The sequence below is a fragment of the Actinoplanes sp. NPDC048791 genome (assembly GCF_040650095.1).
GTDB lineage: Bacteria > Actinomycetota > Actinomycetes > Mycobacteriales > Micromonosporaceae > Actinoplanes.
On the sequence record NZ_JBEZGQ010001135.1, the window covers coordinates 1 to 2,488 of the forward strand.

Below are 2,488 nucleotides of genomic sequence, written 5' to 3' on the forward strand. Positions count from 1 at the left end.
GGCTCCTCGGCGGTCGCCGCCCTGGAGTCGGCGACGCCCACCGCGTCGTCCGCTCCCCCGGCCGCGGCGGCTGTGCCCGAGGCGAAGGCCCCGGCCGAGGAGGTGGCCCCGGCGCGGCTCGAGATCCCCGCGCTCAAGCTCGACGCCACCGTGGCCGAGGTCGGCGTCGACGCCGAGACCGGTGAGTTCGACGTCCCGCCGAGCGTCGACCGGGTCGGCTGGTACCGCTTCGGCCCGGGAATGACCGCGACAGCCGGGTCGATCGTCGTGGCCGGCCACGTGGACAGCGCCGATCAGGGCAAGGGCGCGTTCTTCCGGCTCAGCAGCCTGGAACCGGGCGACAGAATGACGCTGGCCGGCCCCGGCGGCACCGATCGCGCATTTCAGGTCGTGGCCCGGGAAAGGTACAGCAAGACCCGCATTCCGCTGGACAAGTATTTCGCCCGCGACGGTGCCCCGCGGCTGACGCTGATCACCTGCGGCGGGCCGTTCGACAGCAAGACCCGGCACTACCGCGACAACATCGTCGTGACCGCGGAACCCGTGTCCTGACTGCGGTCTGCCCGCTCGGCCGACGCCGGGCGGGCAGATCAGCGGGTACGCTCACGGCAACGGCCCGTGTCCGCCGTATCCCCCGTTCGGTGGAGGCGGGACATCGGCCGAACGGTGGATGCCGAGGGTTCGGAATGCGACCCATATTTTTGCATTAATTTGACCCTAAGAAAGCCTCAATTTTCGCTGGGAAATTGGTGTGGACGGGCGCTGGCTCTTAACGTCTGCATGCCGGTATTCGGCCGGGCCACCACAGGGGCTCGCGGACCGGCTCATCCGCCAATGAAATGGTTACAGAAGAGGTGCCACCCATGCGAAGGCCGACTTACCGTCGGGCCGCCCAGCGCCGGGGCCCGGACCGTCGCATCATCGCCGCGGTCGCCGTACTGATCGCCTTCGGCGGGGTGATCGGTGTCACCCAGATCTCCAACGCGGACGAGAGCAAGACGGTGGCCTGCGAGGCCCCCGCCGCCGACCCGGCCGCGCCGGCCGGCAAGAGCGCCGCGACCGACCCCAAGGTCGGCACCTACACGGACAAGGACGGCGACGTCCAGCACAAGGGCGACGGGCAGCTGGCCAAGGGTGAGAAGGCCCCCAAGCCGCAGCCGGTCGAGAACTGCACCACCGGGAAGACGACCGCCAAGCAGGTCAACGGGCTGCAGATCCTCGCCAACAGCTGCGAGGACAGCAACCTCGACGCGCACGACGGCTTCCAGAAGGGCGACCGCTGCGTCTCCACCGAGTTCGGTGAGGTCGGCGAGCAGGCCAAGAACCCGACGCTGCTGATCACGGACTTCCCCGAGTCGGTGAAGGCGAACACCCCCTTCACCCTGAAGGTCAGCACCCGCAACCTGGTCCGCGACCGCTTCCTCGCGGCCGGCCAGGGCGGCTACTACGTGGAGAGCTCGGTGCTCACCGCGGAAGGCCTGGTCCGCGGTCACTTCCACACCGCCTGCCGGATGCTCGCCGCCACCAACGAGGCGCCCGACCCGGCCCCGGTGCCCGCGTTCTTCGTGGCCACCGAGGACAAGAAGGGCGGCGCGCAGCCCGACACCGTCACCATTCAGGTCCCGGGCCTGCCGCAGGAAGGCATCGCGCAGTGCGCCTCCTGGGCCGGCGACGGCTCGCACCGGATCCCGATGATGCAGCGCGCCAACCAGACCCCGGCCCTGGACGCGGTGCGCGTCAAGGTCGAGGGCGGCGACGAGGATCCGCCCGCCGAGGAGGAGCCCCCGGCGAACCCGCCCGCTGACAACGGCGGCGGCAACAACGGCGGTGGCAACAACGGCGGTGGCGGCAACAACGGCGGTGGTGGCAACAACGGCGGCGACGGTCAGGGCGACGGTGGCCAGAACAACGGCGGTGGCCAGAACAACGGCGGCGGTCAGGGTGACGGCGACCAGGGTGACGGGGACCAGGGTGACAACGGCGGTGCCGCGAACCCCGGTGCCACCGCGACCCCGAAGACCGAGACCGGCACGACGCCGCCGAAGACCGGCACCGTGACGATCCCGCCGAAGAACGAGGCCGACGCGCCGAAGCCGGCCAAGACCACCAAGCCGGCGCCCGCCCAGGAGCCGGAGAAGGCCGACAACAACGAATCGGCCGGCGACGACTCCGCGAACGACGACTCGGAGAGCCCGGCCCAGGCGGTGGCCGGCAAGACCACCAAGCCCCGCGCCACCCAGGAACCGGCGGCCCAGGTCGTGACGAACGACGACAGCGACGACGGCGCCCCCGACCTGCAGGCTGAGCAGAACGTGCAGACCGGTGACGACTCGAAGCTGGCCCTGACCGGGGCCAACTCGATGACGTTCATCCTGGGCGGCGCGCTGCTGATCCTCTGCGGTGCGGTGGTCCTCGGCGCGACCCGGCGGCGCCGGAACGCGGCCGCGGTCGCCTGCGCCGCCTGCTGCATCGCCGCCGGGCTCGCGGT

Annotated in this window: 2 protein-coding genes; both read left to right on the forward strand. The window is 71.0% G+C overall.

Annotated features, from left to right (window positions below):
- The coding region (locus tag AB0C29_RS43265) for a class F sortase (RefSeq protein ID WP_360833448.1) at window positions 1-552 on the forward strand (552 nt) is incomplete at its 5' end.
- Window positions 553-863: 311 nt separating this feature from the next.
- A partial coding sequence (locus AB0C29_RS43270) for a hypothetical protein (protein WP_360833450.1) occupies window positions 864-2,488 on the forward strand: 1,625 nt, incomplete at its 3' end.